Origin of the sequence: Serratia sp. SCBI, assembly GCF_000747565.1 — a bacterium.
GTDB lineage: Bacteria > Pseudomonadota > Gammaproteobacteria > Enterobacterales > Enterobacteriaceae > Serratia > Serratia ureilytica.
This window is the reverse complement of sequence record NZ_CP003424.1, coordinates 547,499-563,224: the sequence shown is the minus strand read 5'-3', so window position 1 is coordinate 563,224 and position 15,726 is coordinate 547,499. Positions and strand designations below refer to the sequence as shown.

The following is a 15,726-nucleotide window of genomic DNA, read 5'->3' as shown; positions in this document are numbered from 1 at the left end:
AGGCCGTTCATCCGCAGGGCCGCAAGGTTTGCCACTGAAACCGTTCACCGACGCAACGCAGGAAGCCATGCCGTCGCAGAAGACAGCGTGATGCTTTCAATCGCTAAAAGCGGGTGGGAACGGCCAAACTTTCGGGGATAACATAACGTATAGCGGCCCGAAAGAGCAGCCTTGGGGCGCTCTTTCAGATTATTACTCAGGGTGGTAAGGGGAGCGACTGACGCGCCGTCGCGAAAAGTCATGGCTATGGGGTGACGGCGCTGCGCCGGGTGATAACGGCTTGTACGGCCAACCTACGCCTTCACAAACCACATGGACGCATTGCCGAGTTCAACTTCGCTCGTACGGCCCCGCCGCCACCGACTCGCGCTCGATCAGGCTGGCCGGGAAGCTGGGGCGCTTGCTCAGCTCGCCGCCGTCCAGCATCGACAACAGGCGGTTGATAGTCTCCTGGATCATCTCGGTGACCGGCATCTTCATGCTCGACAGCGACGGTACGGTATAGGGCGCCAGCGGGATGTCGTCGAAGCCGATGACCGATACCGCCTCCGGCACCGCCACGCCGCGCTCCGCCAGCCGCTTCATCGCGCCGATGGCCATTTCGTCGTTGCCGGCGACGATGGCGCTGAACGGTTGCCCGCCGGCCAGCAGCGCATCGACCGCCGCCACGCCGCTTTGCGCGTGCCATTTTCCTTCGACGATCAACGCCTCGTTAACCGCAATGCCCTGCTGCGCCAGCGCGGATTTGTAGCCGGAAAGCCGCTCCAGCCCGGTGGGGGAATCGAGCGAGCCGGTGATAAAGGCGATGTCGCGATGGCCGCGCGCGATCAGGTGCGCCACCGCCGCCGCGCCGGCGGCGTGCTGATCGCTGAAGATGCAGTAGCTGTCGTTCAGCCGCAGCCGCCGGTTGATCACCAGAATCGGCTGGCGGTGTTGGGAGACGATCTCGTCCATTTCCGCGATCGACAGAAAACGCGGATAGATGATCACCCCGTCGCAGCGCAGATCCAGCAAAAACTGAATGGCGGCCCGCTCCTCTTCGGCGGTGTGCTTGCCGTCCGCCAGGATCAGTTGACGGCCATTCGCCTCCATGATGCGCGCCGACTGCGCCATCAGTTCGCTGAAATAATTGCCGCTGTAGAGGGTGTTGGTGACCACCAGGCCGAGGGTTTGGGTGGTGTTGGTCGCCAGGCTGCGCGCCAGCAGGTTGGGCCGATAGCCGGTTTCCGCGATGGCTTTATCCACCAACGCGCGTTTCTCCTCGCTGACATAGCCGCTGCCGGACAAAACGCGCGACACCGTCGCCTTTGAAACGCCGGCCTTTTTCGCCACCTCGAGTATCGTTGCCATCTGTGCGCCGCCAAAATCCATGGGTTCAGCGCAGTCTACCCAAGACGCCCGGCGTTTGGAACGCTTTCGCGCCCCTGCGCGTCGGTGCGCACTTATCCCTGACGATCCAGATCACGAAAACGAAACGCCAAAAATCATAGTTCTTGCCAACTACAAAACACCAATACATGATTTTGTGAAACCGGTTTCTTATGGGCGTTTCATACGGATGGAACGACGGATCGCCCAGGCAGTAAATATTCGCCTTTGGGCTATCCGAATTGCTATCTGAGAGACGACACGCCATGTCGAAGAACTACGCAGAGATCTCGCACGCCATCGTGGCCGCCCTGGGCGGCACGGGCAATATCGAGGCCGTAACCCACTGCATGACCCGCCTGAGATTCGTGGTGAAAGACAAAGCGCGGATCGACACGCCGGCGCTGAAGGCCATCGACGGCGTGCTGGGTGTGGTGCACAGCGGCGAGCAGTGCCAGGTGATCATCGGCAACGAGGTGGCCAAAGCCTATCAGGCGGTGCTGGCGCTCGGCATGCCGGGCGCAGCATCCCCCGCCGCCCCGGTGAAGCGCAAGCTCACCCTGAAGGGCATCGGCGCCGACATTCTCGACGCGCTGGTGGGCACCATGTCGCCCCTGATCCCCGCCATCATCGGCGGCTCGATGGTGAAGCTGCTGGCGATGATCCTGGATATGGCCGGGGTATTCGAGAAAGGCTCCTCGACCCTCGTCATCCTCAACGTGATCGGCGACGGCGCGTTCTTCTTCCTGCCGGTGATGGTCGCCGCCTCGGCGGCGCTGAAGTTCAAAACCAACATGTCATTGGCGATCGCCATCGCCGGGGTGCTGGTGCATCCCAACTTTATCGATCTGATGGCTAAGGCGGCGCAGGGCCAGGCGGTGGAATTCGCCTTCATCCCGGTGACGGCGGTGAAATACACCTACACGGTGATCCCGGCGCTGGTGATGACCTGGATCCTGTCGCACATCGAACGCGGGGTGGATCGCATCACCCCGGCGGTGACCAAGAACTTCCTCAAGCCGATGCTGATCGTGCTGATCGCCGCGCCGATCGCCATTCTGCTTATCGGCCCGCTCGGCATCTGGATCGGCAGCGGCATTTCGGCGCTGGTCTACACCGTGCACGGCTACCTGGGCTGGCTTTCCGTGGCCATCATGGGAGCGATTTGGCCGCTGCTGGTGATCACCGGCATGCACCGGGTGTTCACCCCGACCATCATCCAGACCATCGCCGAGACCGGCAAAGAGGGCATGGTGATGCCTTCGGAGATCGGCGCCAACCTGTCGCTGGGCGGCGCTTCGCTGGCGGTGGCGCTGAAAACCAAGAACCGCGAGCTGCGCCAGACCGCGCTGGCCGCCGCCGCCTCCGCCATCGTGGCAGGGATTTCCGAACCGGCGCTGTACGGCGTGGCGGTGCGCCTGAAACGGCCGCTGATCGCCAGCCTGATCAGCGGCTTCGTCTGCGGCGCGGTCGCCGGCATCGGCGGGTTGGCTAGCCATTCGATGGCCTCGCCCGGGCTGTTCACCAGCGTGCAGTTCTTCGATCCGGCCAACCCGATGAGCATCGTGTGGGTGGTAGCGGTGATGGCGCTCTCGGTGGTGCTGTCGTTCGCGCTCACGCTAATACTGGGCTTCGAGGATCTGCCGGAAAACGCCGCCGCGCCCGGCCAAACCGCACCGGCGGCGAACGCCGCCAGCGCAACGCATTGAGACACCAGAGGATTGCATGTCTGACTCAACATTCCCTAAAGGATTTTTATGGGGCGGCGCTTTGGCCGCCAACCAGGCGGAAGGCGGCTATCGCGAGGGCGGCAAAGGGCTGACCACCGTCGATATGATCCCGCACGGCGCCAACCGCATGGCGGTCAAACTCGGGCTGGAGAAGCGCTTTAGCCTGCGCGACGACGAGTTTTACCCCAGCCACGACGCCATCGATTTCTACCACCGCTACCGCGACGACATCGCGCTGATGGCGGAGATGGGCTTTACCGTGTTCCGCACCTCCATCGCCTGGAGCCGGATTTACCCCAACGGCGACGAGCTGACGCCCAACCCCGAAGGCATCGCCTTCTACCGCAGCCTGTTCGAAGAGTGCCGCCAATACGGCATCGAGCCGCTGGTGACCCTGTGCCATTTCGACGTGCCGATGCACCTGGTGACCGAATACGGCTCCTGGCGCAGCCGCAGGATGGTGGAGTTCTTCACCCGCTACGCCCGCACCTGCTTCGAAGCCTTCGACGGGCTGGTGAAATACTGGCTGACCTTCAACGAGATCAACATCCTGCTGCACAGCCCGTTCTCCGGCGCCGGGCTGGTGTTTGAAGCGGACGAAAACCCCGAACAGGTGAAATACCAGGCCGCGCACCACGAACTGGTGGCCAGCGCGCTGGCGACACGCATCGCCCACGAAGTGAACCCCGCCAACCAGGTGGGCTGCATGCTGGCCGGCGGCAACTTCTACCCATGGTCCAGCAAGCCGGAAGACGTGTGGGCCGCGCTGGAGAAAGACCGCGAGAACCTGTTCTTTATCGACGTGCAGGCGCGCGGCGCTTACCCCTCCTACGCCGCCCGCGTCTTCCGCGAGAAAGGCGTCAGCATCGTCATGGAACCGGAAGACGCCGACATCCTGAAGCACACCGTCGACTTCGTCTCCTTCAGCTACTACGCCTCGCGCTGCGCCTCCGCCGACATGAACGACAACAACAGCAGCGCCGCCAACGTGGTGAAATCGCTGGCGAACCCGCACCTGCCGCGCAGCGACTGGGGCTGGGGCATCGATCCGCTGGGGCTGCGCATCACCATGAACATGATGTACGACCGCTACCAAAAGCCGCTGTTCCTGGTGGAAAACGGCCTGGGCGCACACGACGAGTTCAATGCAGCAGGCGAGATTGAGGACGACTACCGCATCAGCTACCTGCGCGAACACATCCGCGCCATGGCCGACGCCATCGCCGACGGCGTGCCGGTGCTGGGTTACACCACCTGGGGCTGCATCGACCTGGTGGCCGCCTCGACCGGCGAAATGAGCAAGCGCTACGGCTTTGTCTACGTCGACCGCGACGACCAGGGCAACGGCACCCTCGCCCGCACCCGCAAGAAATCGTTCTGGTGGTATAAGAAAGTGATCGCCAGCAATGGGGGGGATTTGGGGTAGGTTTGGCGGTGGGGTTAGCGTGGGGTACGGAGGGCTTCCAACCTAAGTTGATTGCCTTCCTGCTGCACAACGAATTCGGAGACGAACTCACGCGCAGAGGGGAACTCACCTGCCTGCTGTTTATTGAGGGAGACCAGCTTCGCGGAGAAATGGTATTGCTGCCCCGGCGTAAATACGTAGCCCTCTTCAGGGACGCACTGATTGGGGGCGATATCCCGCAGCGGCTCGAAGAATTTGAACGTGCGACTCTGCGCCTCATCCAATCGGTAGATCGAGATGCCCGCAAGCTTTTCGTCTCCCTGCGGCTGAACGGTGATGCATACTTTGCCCTCACGCAAGCCGGCGGTAGCGGGATAGTCTACGGGGATACGATCGCCTATCGACGGGCAACCGGCGAGCAGGAAGGGGAATGCGAGGGGGAAGATCCGTTTCATGACTACCTCAAATGCTGGGACCTCATTTGGTATGCGTCAATGACTTCGCGAGGGCACTACGCACCTGCTGCAAAAACGCGGGAACCGTGGTTCCCCATAGCTCCGGGCTGAAGGTAAAGCCGAAGCGTTGGTTGAATAAGGACTCCACATTATCCTGCGCCAGTAGCTCATCTATCTCATTGAGCAAAGCCTCGCGCTGCTGATGAGTCGCCAGACGAATGTACTCTGCGATCAGCGCAGTAATATCGCCCTCTGCATTTATCAGGTCATAATCTTGACCAAAATAAACGACGATCAGGTTATCAAGTTCGCTGGTTTTCATCGGCTTATCTCGCAGGGAAAGCGCTAAGGATAAAGTCGGGTTTGACACTACTGCATATGAGCTCAATTACAACGCCAGGCCGAGATCCAAGCTCGAATAACTCGGCATCCTCTACGTTAATTAAAGCTGCCCAGCTTTTGTTCCGTTTTTCGTTGCAACATGGCAAAGAACACCACCGCGGTAGTGCCCCAGCTCTCTGGCACAAACTCATCTGAAAAATGCTCCGCCATGCCTTCGTCTAAACGCCCTGCATAAGTAGCCTGAAACTCTTTAGTCTCCTCGAGGATATCGCGGATGACTTGAGTGCCGTTTTGCTCCAGAAAGCCGTCAATCACACCCTCGGCCGTTTCGGCATCAGTAAACAGATCATAATCCTGACCGAAGTAAATACTGAATAAGTTACTGAGTTCGCTGAAGTCTCCGTGCAATCTCATCATTACCTCAAAAGTCGGGAAACGCTGTCAGTATGAAGTAGGGTTTACCTTGAAACTGCTGATAGTGCAACACGACCTTTAATCGAGATGTTCTCACTAATTGCGTTGAATTTTTACTCAGGCCATAACCAATATCGCTGGACATAATATGGGTCAATTCCAGATTTGGTCTTCCCACAGGATTCGTTGCCCACATTTTTACCCACTCTTTATTTGCTTTTAACGCCGAGCTGACGGCGACCTCCGCGGCCCCTAATGATTTAAACGAAGAGGCTTTGTTCACTCGTGGATTTTTTAAACGCTCTAACAGTTGCTCTTTCGTCACCCCAACATGACGTTTAATGGTATGCCCACCCGGTTTCATCCCCGTAGGGGACTCATGTTCAACCAGCTTAACCCGCCCCATACGCACGGATGCGACTCTGACAGCGCCAACCGCTCCGGCAAAGACAAAAGGCACGGCAATATCGACCGTTAAACCGACGTTATAGGCGGTTTCCCGATCGGCACCCAATGCTTGCGCCAACACAACGGCAGACTGATAAGTATCAGTCGTCGTTGGCTGCCCGGTAATCATCTGATTGGAAGCGGCTTTGATGCTGTCCAGGCTATGCGTTCCCACCACCACACACCCGACCTTGGTGATAAACGTCGGATCCGGCGCATAGCACAACACCCCCGCCCCCATCAGCTCAACGACACCACCGGCAAGCCCCAAACCGCCAAGCAGACGGTTACTGAGCGTTTCACCTTCAGTGACGCTTTCATCAGACAGCACCGCCGCAAGCTGCACCGGCGACAGGGCAATACGCAACTCATCTTCATTCGCCATGTTCGTTCATCCGTGAATGAGCAAAGCCGTATGATTAACATAAGCTCTAGAAAGGATAAATACTGGAACGGTTAACGCCGAATTAACCGGCACCTTATCTGCAAGGCTTGGACAATGCTGAAGCACTGTTATTTCAATATAGCGCCTCGTTATTGGATGTTTTCGATAGCAAAGTGATTATTGAATCTTTTCACTTTGAAGTGAGCAGTAAATGCCCTGCCAGAAACATCCTGCAGATTTCTGCGCTTATCAATCGGCACAAAATTTAACCTCATGCTGTAGATATTATTTTCCTGAAACGGGTAATCGTTCTGCGTAACACAAATACCCTTTTTAAGATCCCGATTCCCCACCTCAATCAATTTCTCATCCGTATCACCACTGAGATAGAGCGTATCTGGCCTTTCATTTTCCTTTGGTAACGGATAGATGCAGATGTCGCCATTCGCTTTAGTATGGGCGGTGATAGGGATGTCCGGCGCATAGCGCTGATCGAGACGATCGCCGGTGCAGGCGCTTAACAATATCGATCCTGCAATGACCAGTACGCAATTAGCTTTCATCATATTCCATTATTTATAAACCTTAATGAAGAAATATTATCCATGAATGGATGACTGATAGTTCGACGCAAAGATGACATGCCGAATTGCGAGGTACATTCCAATCCTAAAAGTAAATAAACTGTAATTCCATACAGGTTATTTTTTCCTTTTACTGATAACGCTATAGTTTTTTCGCTACGGCAAGATCCGTAGCCGGAGTTAGCGTTCCGAATCTGACATACTACCGCTGTATTATGTAATAATGCAGCAGCTTTAGTTCACTCCAAATAATGGTGGCTCAGGCGGGGGCTTCGCAAGAAGCGCCGGTTCGTATGTCCCGGTGACGCTAACCCCGTCTGGGCTACCACCCGAGTTTAGCGTCTCTGGTGATAGTCATTAACTAATGACATACGGAGATGCACCCATGATAAAGGTTCCCACTACAGAATCCGCTGCAAGCACCCTTACCCTCTATCGCCAACTGTTTAACCACCTCGATCTCAGCGCTTTCAATCCCTCAGAGCTCTTAGACCTCGCCGCACTCTCTGCCGAGCAAGCGGAAGGTCTGTGCCACGGCCTGATGCTATTCGGCCATTTACTGCAAAAGCACCCACAGCTGGATACCGAAGGCTGGGAACAGCTGAATCGCTATCTCAATGCTACGGCCCATCTGGTTCCTGCGCTGTGTAATCTTTACGGGCGGGCGTTGCGGGAGATGGAAGCCTGCGGCTAACGTAAATGGCAATCAGGGCGATACTCATCGCCCTTCCCACCCACGATTTCCAATAGATCTGACTGACATATCACAACAAAAGCATTCATCAAGGTAGGCATTTCCTCCCCTACCTGGCATAGTTAACGCATTCGGTAAATCGATGAGTTAACTGCTGGGTATTGATGTATGGCTGCTGCAAAACTTTGGACTAGAGAAGAATTACTGATCGCTTTCACTCTGTACAGCCAAATACCGTTTGGCAAACTTCATTCGAGAAATCCCGATATAATCCACTATGCAAAATTGATTGGACGCACGCCATCAGCACTAGCCATGAAGCTGGTTAACCTCGCTAGTTTGGATCCATATATTATCGAATCTGGTCGAAGCGGTTTGAAAGGCGCTTCCAATGCCGATCGAGAGCTGTGGAAAGAAATGAGCCAAGATATGGATCTGTTCAATCAGCAATGCCAAACGGCAATGGAACACTTGGAGAAACCAGCCGTACCTGAGTTTGATGAAGAGCCAAAAGATTTCAGTGGCAGAGATAAGCTCTCTACAGTCAAAACACGTGTAGACCAAAACCTGTTCCGCAAGAATGTATTGGAAGCGTACGAATATCGCTGCTGTATCACCGGATTAGAAGAACCGGAATTGCTCGTAGCTAGTCATATACTACCTTGGAGCCACTCGATCGAACAACGCCTTAACCCTAGTAACGGATTGTGTCTGTCCAGCCTGCATGACAAGGCTTTTGACCGTGGGCTAATCACTTTCGATGAAGATTTGAAACTGGTTCTGTCAAATAAAATCAAGCAGTTGAAAAGTAGTATCTATGTGGAAAATTTTGAAAAATATGAAGGTAAAATAATTAGCACGCCTATAAATAATTCCCCAGATAAAGCTCATCTTGCTTTTCATAGAGAGAATATCTTCATTGGAAATTAGGCTTACATATCATTACTACAGATCCAATGTTGCTAAATGAGCATTGTCAGAAGGGAAAGACCGAGTTGGGGCACAAGAAACATTTTTCGGCCGCCATTATGAATGGCCGGACTCGCACATAACATTCAACCTCATGATTTAAAATAGTTAATAAAAAACACTTTCATTTTATACCAACACAGATACCAACACGAAAATTCATTGTTCTTAGGCATCGAACCCGAGCAAACATGCTGAGTTGTATTAGCTCAGATTTGACCTGACACGGCTATGGTACAGATCTAAACCTACTCTGACAGGCAGCTCTGTGCCAGGAACGGACATTCCGGATACAGCTGGCGTCCTTGTAATTATTGGTGAAAGTGGTTGAATTTGTTTAATATTTTTATTTTTTTTGCACGAAGATGAAGGCTCAGACAGGGTGGCGATGATGTTGATATGGAAGGTTTTTTGTAAACACATGATTTTTAATGTTATTGTTGGGGTGGGATTTTGCGTGTTGGTTGAGGCTATGGTGGACGCTATATAGGCTTGTCGTGGGTTTCCGGAAGTGAGCGTTCTGTCGAATAATTCACTCTCTTGAATTTTCTGGCCTGTAGACCATGCTCATCATCTTAACTGACTTCTACAGGAGCTTGTTACCTGAATAGGTGGTGGCAACCCTACGTTTCTTAATCTCTTAAATACTTAACGTTATTATAGGAACCCCATGAAATCAGAGCCGCTTACCGTCAATCAACTCTTCCAGAATCGTCGGCAGTATTGTGTTCCATTTTATCAACGAGCCTATGTATGGACACTAAGAGACCAATGGTCAGCTTTATTAGAAGATATTATCGATAAAGCTGAGAGCAGACTTTCTAAAACAAAACCAACGCCTCACTTCCTTGGGGCCATCGTGCTTGAACCACAATCCAAAGACAGCCTATTGGGGGTGGATACGTCACACATCATTGATGGCCAACAGCGGCTCACTACACTTCAGTATGTTCTTGCTTCCATCCGTCTTGCTCTTCGTGCAACAGGACTTTCCGGTCTGGAGAAGATCGTATTGCCTTGTTTGCGCAACATAAACGAAGAGACTATGCGTAATGTAGACGTTGAACGTTTCAAACTTTGGCCGACATTCCGTGATCAAAAAGACTTTATTAAAAGTCTCAACGTTGACTCTGTCGAAGCTCTTCGCGAGGTCTATCCGGAAAACTTCACACAACACGGGACCCTGCGTAAGTATTTCAGCCACCCACCCTCACTGGAAGCATTATGGTTCTTTAGTGACGCTTTTATTCAGTTCATAAACGCGGAAGGGCACCCTGTAGCCTCAAATGCGGAGGCTTTGATTAATGCAGTCCTGACTGACCTCAAAATGATCAACATCACCCTAGAGGAAGGGGATGATGCTCAAATCATTTTCGAAACGTTAAATGGCCGTGGGGCAGAACTTCATGCAACTGATCTCATTCGCAATTACATCTTTATGCGCGCTGTAAGTGACGATATTGATGCTGCGATGTTGTATGAGAATGACTGGAAGCCTTTTGAAGATCCCTACTGGACTGAAAATCAACGCCGTGGTCGTATTTATAAACCCCGACTGGAATGGTTAATTCACGCCACGCTACAGGCTGAAAAACGCAGTGAGGTGGATTTATCACGCCTTTACAATGAATTCCGGGACTTTGTGACTAAGGATATGCCTGCGCGCCGCGCCGATCAGCAGGTCGCGCTTCTCACTCGCTATGCTAATCAATATAAAGAACTAATCGGAGATAGTGGTACGACTCCTGTCGCGCGCTTTGGCCGTCGTATTGCAGCCTATGACGTGACGACTATTCATCCTCTTGCGCTCCTGATTTCAGTCACTGACATCTCTGATACTGAAAAGACAATCATGTTTAATGATCTAGTCTCATATGTGGTGCGAAGAGCCGTGTGTGGGCTGACACCTAAGAACTACAATAACGTTTTCATGGCTGTCTTACGGCACCTGGCTAAAACTGCCGTTTCCAGTGTTGAGCTACGCTACAGCCTTAAGAATCTGAATGGCGAGGCTTCTCGCTGGCCGACTGACTCAGAATTCCTTAATGCCTGTATCACCGCACAGCTTTATCCTGGCAGGCTTGATACGCCGAAGATGCGTATGATGCTGACAGAGCTTGAAGGGGAACTGCGCCGTCAGGTTAAAACAGAGGAACCGGATGCTCCTAAACTTTCCAGCCTCGATATCGATCACCTCATGCCTCAACAGTGGTTCTCTCACTGGCCTCTTGAAAATGGGCAATCTGTTACGGATACAGAAGCATCAGCTGTTGCTCAGATAGTTCTTGCAGGTGCGGAGCTGACGCCTGATCAGGAACTGGTGAGGAAACGGCAGCAAGTAATAGCAACTTTAGGAAATCTTACGTTACTTAACCTCAGCGTGAATCGTTCCCTCCAACACTCAGATTTTCTAAAAAAACGCGATGCTTTTCTTGCCCATACCAGCCTGCGTTTGAACGTGCCTCTGACCGCTAAAGACAGATGGGATGAGGAACAAATTCTCGCCCGTGGTGCGTTGCTAGGGAATGCCGCACTTAAAATGTGGCCGCAAGCTGATTAACGTCTTGCGTGAGATTACTTCAAAGCCTGCCGTTTCAACAGTCTAGTTAGGTTTCATCGGACTAAAAAAGGCCGCTTTCGCGGCCCTTTTGTTATAAGACTTACCCTTCTCATTCAGGCCATTCCATTTCTGGTCCGAACACCGAGAGTGCTCATGTCCCGTCAGCATTGTGCCAGAAGGAGGTGTAAGTGTAAGCACATCCGTTTTAGTTCCATGCACTTTTTGAGATTTCCGGTTTTTCGGCCATCAGCCGGTACTCCTCCGGTGTCAGGTTATTCAGGGATTCATGAGGTCGCTCGCTGTTGTATTCCATCAGCCAGTGCTCTGTGATCTCCCGCGCTTCATTCAGGGTTCTGAACAGATAAAAATCCAGGATTTCTGTCCGGTACGTCCGGTTAAACCGTTCGATAAAGGCATTCTGCGTTGGTTTTCCCGGTTTGATAAATTCCAGCATCACTCCATGCTCTTCAGCCCACTGTGCCAGCGTCAGTGAGACCAGTTCTGGTCCGTTATCCATCCGCAATTTCAGTGGATAACCCCGGTTTGCCACTATTCTGTCCAGCACCCTGACCACCCGCTGTGCCGGGATATTCAGATCGATTTCTATTGCGAGGGCCTCGCGGTTAAAGTCATCAACCACATTGAAGGTCCGGAAGCGTCTGCCGCAGACCAGCGCATCATGCATAAAATCGATGGACCAGCTCTGGTTAAGCGCTTCCGCGTTGCCAGTGGCGTCGGGTTACGCGCAGGTAAACGCTGTTTTCCCTTGCGACGAAAATTAAGTTTCAGCAGGCAGTAAATCCGGTGAACGCGTTTATGGTTCCAGTTGTTACCTTGCCTGCGCAGCAGCTGGAATAGCTTCTTAAAACCGTATCGCGGGTAGCGCTCTGCCAGCTCAGTCAGCACCTGATCACCGGTTCATCGCGCCGGGTATCGGGCTGGTAAAAATAGACCGTCCTGCTCAGCGATAACGTCCTGCAGGCCTGGCGAATGCTCATGGTAAATTGCGCAGTCAGGTAACCGACGAGCTCACGCTTTATCGCTGGTTTTAAAGCTTTTTTTCGATAACGTCTTTCAGTGCCCGGCATTCAAGGCTGAGATCAGCAAACATCTGTTTGAGGCGACGGTTTTCATCCTCTAGGTCTTTCATCTTTTTGATATCAGAGGCCTCCATACCGCCAAACTTCGCTTTCCAGTTGTAATAGCTGGCTTCAGAGATACCAGCTTCACGGCAGACATCCTTAACGGTACGTCCGGCTTCGACAGACTTCAGAACGGCAATGATCTGGTGTTCGGTGAATCGGGCTTTACGCATGGTGATCTCCTCACAGGACATAATCAGTATGTAGGAAGATCTCTAAAAGTGAATGGTTCGGTTTACCGGGATACTTACACTGGCAGTTTGTTCATTTTTGTTCATTTTGTTCATAATAGTCTGAGCAGGCATCGGGAGCTCGCCAGGAGAACCATCAGCATTCCGCCAGCCTGTGCGTACATCACTTAGCCAAGAATCAAAACGATCGCGGTGGTTTTTTAGACTGTTATAAAATTCAACTCTCGTCTTACCTGCACCAAATGTTGAATAAAATAGTGATATTGCTGCTTTCCATGTGTCAACACCCAGAGATTCAGGAGGTCTTTTTTTTTCCATACTTAGCCAGATACCAAGCTACTTCTAATAATCCACTTTCATATGTATTCATTTTTTATCCTTAGCACGAAGATTCATTTTTATATCAAGCCGAACAAATTAAATCAGACTAATGATATTTGTGTTTATAAGAGAGTACAGATGATCACTAAGTGCTTCTGGAATCCCTCCGCCTGTAATAAATACTCCTGCTTCAATGTTTCTCTCCATGGCATATCCAGTTAGATTTGCGCTTGTAATAAAACAAGTGTGACCATCGGCAACAATTGCTTTCGCATGCACTCGACCTTCTGAAAATTCATTGCTTTTATTATTCCAGGCGTAAATATGTGCGCCAGGTATAAGCGTCTGCATCTTACCGATTATATCAATATTGATACTACCACCATGCTCTTGTGAAGATTCCAGCAACATTGTAATGGTAACGCCACGCTTTATAGCCATATTCAATTCATTCACAATACTCGACACATCATAGGCAACAAAGCTGGTAATAAATAACGACTGTTTTGCCGCATTGATTATTTGTAGCAACACTTGCTCTGTACGGCGAACAGATACAAAAGGTGTTGTTGGACCAGTCCATACAAGTTCAGTACTTTGCTCAGAGCTAACTTTAAAGTAAACATGGCTTGCAGCAAGAAGCATAGATGCTAGTTCATCTGAACTGACCATGGTGTTTTGCCATGCAATTGCTAGTCTCTCAATAGCGTTACTTGCCTTGGGAGTTCCTACTGCACCTGGCAGTACCAGCAGAGCCTTGCAGGCTTCAGTCCGTCGAATTCGGCCAGCGATCGCTTGTATCTTTTCAGGAGAAACCAGACAAACTAGCTCGGCAACAGCATCTAAGAGTTCATCCATGTTAAAAACCCTTAAAAAATGCAGCGTGAATACGCTCAAGTGTTGGTATTAATAGCGATCGATCCAAATAGCGATTGCCTTGCTCACAGGAGGTTTCTGCTACCAGAGTACATGCATGGCAGGCTGCGGCATGTAATGATCGATCTTTCTCCGGGTTATGTTCAGAACATAGTGGGTCAGAAGAACAGATCTTAGAACGATTTAATGCTTGTACCAGCAAGCGACCAAGATTCTCTGGTTTACCAAGATCTACAAGACCACCCAGTGTGCCATCAGAATCAGCTGCTGCTGTGTAGATCAAGATACCAGCTTGTGGACTGCCGTTTGATGTATCAGCATAGATACGTTCGCGAATACTTGCTGCGTTGTATCCACATTCCAAGGCTAGTTCACGGATCAACAAATGAGATAGGGTATGCAGCATGGCATATCGGATACCAGGGTAATCTTCATTCGGATCGAGATTACGAGAGTTACGCCAACCGGTATGACCACCACGAAGCATCTCGTCTACTTGCTTGACGGCATCCAGTGATTCCCAAGCTACAAGAGTCTTTTCATTGAATTGGATGAAGATACCTTCCCCATGCACCTGGTTCGCTGGCACCCATTCAGGTTTATTGCGTGCCAAGCTAGCCATCTGAGGACGTTCATTTATCTCTCCGGATCCTTCTGGTGCCTCTACTCGAGTAAAACCAAGCAGAGCATTGACCTCTCGTAGTCGCTCAAGTAGTAATACACGGCTGATGTACGGTATGAATTGTGCTGGTGTTCCGATCTTCTTACTCATGAAGTGTGGATAATCCGTGGGAGGATTGGCCTCCGTCAGCACTTCCCATTCAGGACCTTTGATATCGGCTTCACCGACAAATTCGCTATCGCCACCAGAACGATGCATTTCGATAGCTGACCAGATGTCTGACACGCTATATTTGTCGATTCCAGGGAGACCACCAGTTAGCTTGAGTGTTTGCACAACGATGGGAACCATGACTTCAGCTGTAATTGCTTCAAATAACGGCCATCCGTCTTGAATCAACTGACTGAGAGGATTCTTTGATTGGGGTATGGCCAATGCAGAAAGTGTGATCGGAAACCAGCTGTTTGTGGCTCCTAACAGTACTGCCCGTGGTTCTTCACCGCAGTCAATATCGAATTGATCCAAATGTGGGTGTCGACCTCGGCAAGCTGGGAGATTTTCTTTACCTGCTTTGCCGAAGGCATGGGCCATGCTTCGTGACGCCTCACAGCTATCACACCGTACCCACAGGTTTTCGGTTTGTAAGGATGCACCACTCTCAAAGAAGCGCAGTGTCCCTTTGCATGTACTATTGCCACCATGGACAAAGTAGTGCCATGGAAAATCATCTAGGTGACCGTCACGACAGGCTAGCAGAAAACGTGCAGGAACGGCATCAGCATCCTTAGCTGGTAGATTCCCTTTAGAACCTGTACAACCTTTGTGAACAAAGCGAGTTCGTTCGGCTCTGAATCGATCCTCTTTGATCTCAAGCAGACCATCATCAAAGGGCGATAGCAAGCCACACTTTACACAGCGCATCCAGCGGGGAAATGGTCGAACAGGTACACCTATGTTGGCCTCGGCTGACCAAGGGTCAACGAGCTCGCTTTTCTGAAAGGGTGGCATTCGCAAATTTTCGACTTGTGGGCCTAATACCTTTCGCACAGCAGCAAGAAGCCGGGCCTCTTGAATTGGCTGGCAGCGCTCTCGCTCCCACCGGTCAATACCTAGTGTCACTACAGATAGGCTTGGTAGATCGATTAGCGCGCCAGGTCCATAAGTCCATAGCAACTGGCTAGGGCGTACTTCGCCGACTGGAGTTTTGTTATTGATGATCAT

Annotated in this window: 14 protein-coding genes and 1 pseudogene; 5 read left to right on the top strand and 10 right to left on the bottom strand. The window is 51.7% G+C overall.

Annotated features, from left to right (window positions below):
• Positions 1 to 330 precede the first annotated feature (330 nt).
• Positions 331 to 1,350, bottom strand: coding sequence for a LacI family DNA-binding transcriptional regulator (locus SERRSCBI_RS02520; RefSeq protein ID WP_156965084.1), 1,020 nt, complete (start codon positions 1,348 to 1,350; stop codon positions 331 to 333).
• A 284-nt stretch (positions 1,351 to 1,634) separates the two neighbouring features.
• Between SERRSCBI_RS02520 and ascF the strand changes: the two genes are divergently transcribed.
• Positions 1,635 to 3,077 (top strand): PTS cellobiose/arbutin/salicin transporter subunit IIBC, encoded by a 1,443-nt coding sequence (ascF, locus tag SERRSCBI_RS02515; RefSeq protein WP_042783598.1) that lies wholly within the window; start codon positions 1,635 to 1,637, stop codon positions 3,075 to 3,077.
• 16 nt (positions 3,078 to 3,093) lie between these two features.
• Positions 3,094 to 4,524, top strand: coding sequence for a 6-phospho-beta-glucosidase (locus SERRSCBI_RS02510; protein WP_042783597.1), 1,431 nt, complete (start codon positions 3,094 to 3,096; stop codon positions 4,522 to 4,524).
• Positions 4,525 to 4,538: 14 nt separating this feature from the next.
• Here SERRSCBI_RS02510 and SERRSCBI_RS02505 read toward each other — a convergent pair whose 3' ends face one another.
• The 5 genes from SERRSCBI_RS02505 to SERRSCBI_RS02485 all read right to left on the bottom strand — a co-directional run bounded on the left by SERRSCBI_RS02505 (position 4,539) and on the right by SERRSCBI_RS02485 (position 7,109).
• Positions 4,539 to 4,958, bottom strand: coding sequence for a putative T6SS immunity periplasmic lipoprotein (locus tag SERRSCBI_RS02505; RefSeq protein ID WP_042783595.1), 420 nt, complete (start codon positions 4,956 to 4,958; stop codon positions 4,539 to 4,541).
• A 22-nt stretch (positions 4,959 to 4,980) separates the two neighbouring features.
• A complete protein-coding gene (locus SERRSCBI_RS02500) occupies positions 4,981 to 5,280 on the bottom strand; it encodes a contact-dependent growth inhibition system immunity protein (protein WP_042783593.1) in 300 nt (99 codons plus the stop codon).
• Between the two features lie 116 nt (positions 5,281 to 5,396).
• Positions 5,397 to 5,717 (bottom strand): contact-dependent growth inhibition system immunity protein, encoded by a 321-nt coding sequence (locus SERRSCBI_RS02495; RefSeq protein WP_049866643.1) that lies wholly within the window; start codon positions 5,715 to 5,717, stop codon positions 5,397 to 5,399.
• A 4-nt stretch (positions 5,718 to 5,721) separates the two neighbouring features.
• The gene (locus SERRSCBI_RS02490; RefSeq protein ID WP_042783591.1) at positions 5,722 to 6,546 is read right to left on the bottom strand and encodes an RNase A-like domain-containing protein; all 825 of its coding nucleotides are present in this window, start codon (positions 6,544 to 6,546) and stop codon (positions 5,722 to 5,724) included.
• A gap of 149 nt (positions 6,547 to 6,695) precedes the next feature.
• Complete coding sequence (locus tag SERRSCBI_RS02485; protein ID WP_042785635.1) at positions 6,696 to 7,109, bottom strand: putative T6SS immunity periplasmic lipoprotein; 414 nt, start codon at positions 7,107 to 7,109, stop codon at positions 6,696 to 6,698.
• A 406-nt stretch (positions 7,110 to 7,515) separates the two neighbouring features.
• On the opposite strand from SERRSCBI_RS02485, the gene SERRSCBI_RS02480 reads away from it, so the two are divergent.
• From SERRSCBI_RS02480 to SERRSCBI_RS02470, 3 genes are all read left to right on the top strand, one after another.
• Positions 7,516 to 7,824, top strand: a complete 309-nt coding sequence (locus tag SERRSCBI_RS02480) for a hypothetical protein (RefSeq protein WP_042783589.1) — start codon at positions 7,516 to 7,518, stop codon at positions 7,822 to 7,824.
• Positions 7,825 to 7,992: 168 nt separating this feature from the next.
• The gene (locus SERRSCBI_RS23915) at positions 7,993 to 8,754 is read left to right on the top strand and encodes an HNH endonuclease (protein WP_071883526.1); all 762 of its coding nucleotides are present in this window, start codon (positions 7,993 to 7,995) and stop codon (positions 8,752 to 8,754) included.
• A gap of 709 nt (positions 8,755 to 9,463) precedes the next feature.
• The gene (locus SERRSCBI_RS02470) at positions 9,464 to 11,353 is read left to right on the top strand and encodes a DUF262 domain-containing protein (RefSeq protein WP_042783586.1); all 1,890 of its coding nucleotides are present in this window, start codon (positions 9,464 to 9,466) and stop codon (positions 11,351 to 11,353) included.
• A 205-nt stretch (positions 11,354 to 11,558) separates the two neighbouring features.
• Here SERRSCBI_RS02470 and SERRSCBI_RS02465 read toward each other — a convergent pair.
• From SERRSCBI_RS02465 to drmB, 4 genes and pseudogenes are all read right to left on the bottom strand, one after another.
• Positions 11,559 to 12,668 (bottom strand): annotated as a pseudogene (locus tag SERRSCBI_RS02465) (IS3 family transposase).
• A 42-nt stretch (positions 12,669 to 12,710) separates the two neighbouring features.
• Complete coding sequence (locus tag SERRSCBI_RS24625) at positions 12,711 to 13,004, bottom strand: hypothetical protein (protein ID WP_156965083.1); 294 nt, start codon at positions 13,002 to 13,004, stop codon at positions 12,711 to 12,713.
• A 99-nt stretch (positions 13,005 to 13,103) separates the two neighbouring features.
• Positions 13,104 to 13,865, bottom strand: a complete 762-nt coding sequence (gene drmC / locus SERRSCBI_RS23910) for a DISARM system phospholipase D-like protein DrmC (protein WP_071883525.1) — start codon at positions 13,863 to 13,865, stop codon at positions 13,104 to 13,106.
• Position 13,866: 1 nt separating this feature from the next.
• A complete protein-coding gene (gene drmB / locus SERRSCBI_RS23905) occupies positions 13,867 to 15,726 on the bottom strand; it encodes a DUF1998 domain-containing protein (RefSeq protein WP_071883524.1) in 1,860 nt (619 codons plus the stop codon).